1 protein-coding gene is annotated in these 543 nt (G+C 47.9%); it reads left to right on the top strand.

Going from position 1 to position 543, the window contains the following annotated elements:
- Nucleotides 1–543 (top strand): ABC transporter ATP-binding protein (locus EI161_RS15145; RefSeq protein ID WP_192530031.1); only part of this gene is annotated, 543 nt, incomplete at both ends.

The raw sequence follows: 543 nt of genomic DNA on the forward strand, positions 1-543 counted from the left end.
TGCTTCACCCGACTTCTTTTATCATCGAACCAAATAAACTTTATGCCCTCATTGGGCATAATGGTTCCGGTAAATCCAGCCTTATAAAGGCTATGGCAGGAGAGATGACGCCCACGCAAGGTGGTATTGAAATAGAACGTCAAGATTTGCGTAGTTTTTCCGCTAAAAGACTGGCCACGCATCTTGCCTATTTACCGCAAAATCTACCTGATGCGGGTGCTTTTACGGTCTATGAGCTTGTGATGTTGGGCAGATACCCTCATCAGAAATGGCTGCAAAAGCCGACTGCCGACGACCGTCAACAAGTAGAAAAAGCCATCGCCCTCACTCAAGTTGACGCCTTTAGAGATCGCCAAGTATCGACGTTGTCAGGTGGTGAGCGTGCGCGCGTCTGGCTGGCGATGTGCCTTGCCCAGCAAACAAAGTATCTTCTATTGGATGAGCCACTAGCAGCGCTGGATGTGGTCTATCAAATAGAAGTGTTAAAACTGATTCGTCAATTGGTCGATGAGCAAGGCTTAGGTGTTGTGATTATCCTGCACG

Source organism: Psychrobacter sp. FME5, from assembly GCF_014861375.1.
In the GTDB taxonomy this organism is placed as follows: Bacteria; Pseudomonadota; Gammaproteobacteria; order Pseudomonadales; family Moraxellaceae; genus Psychrobacter.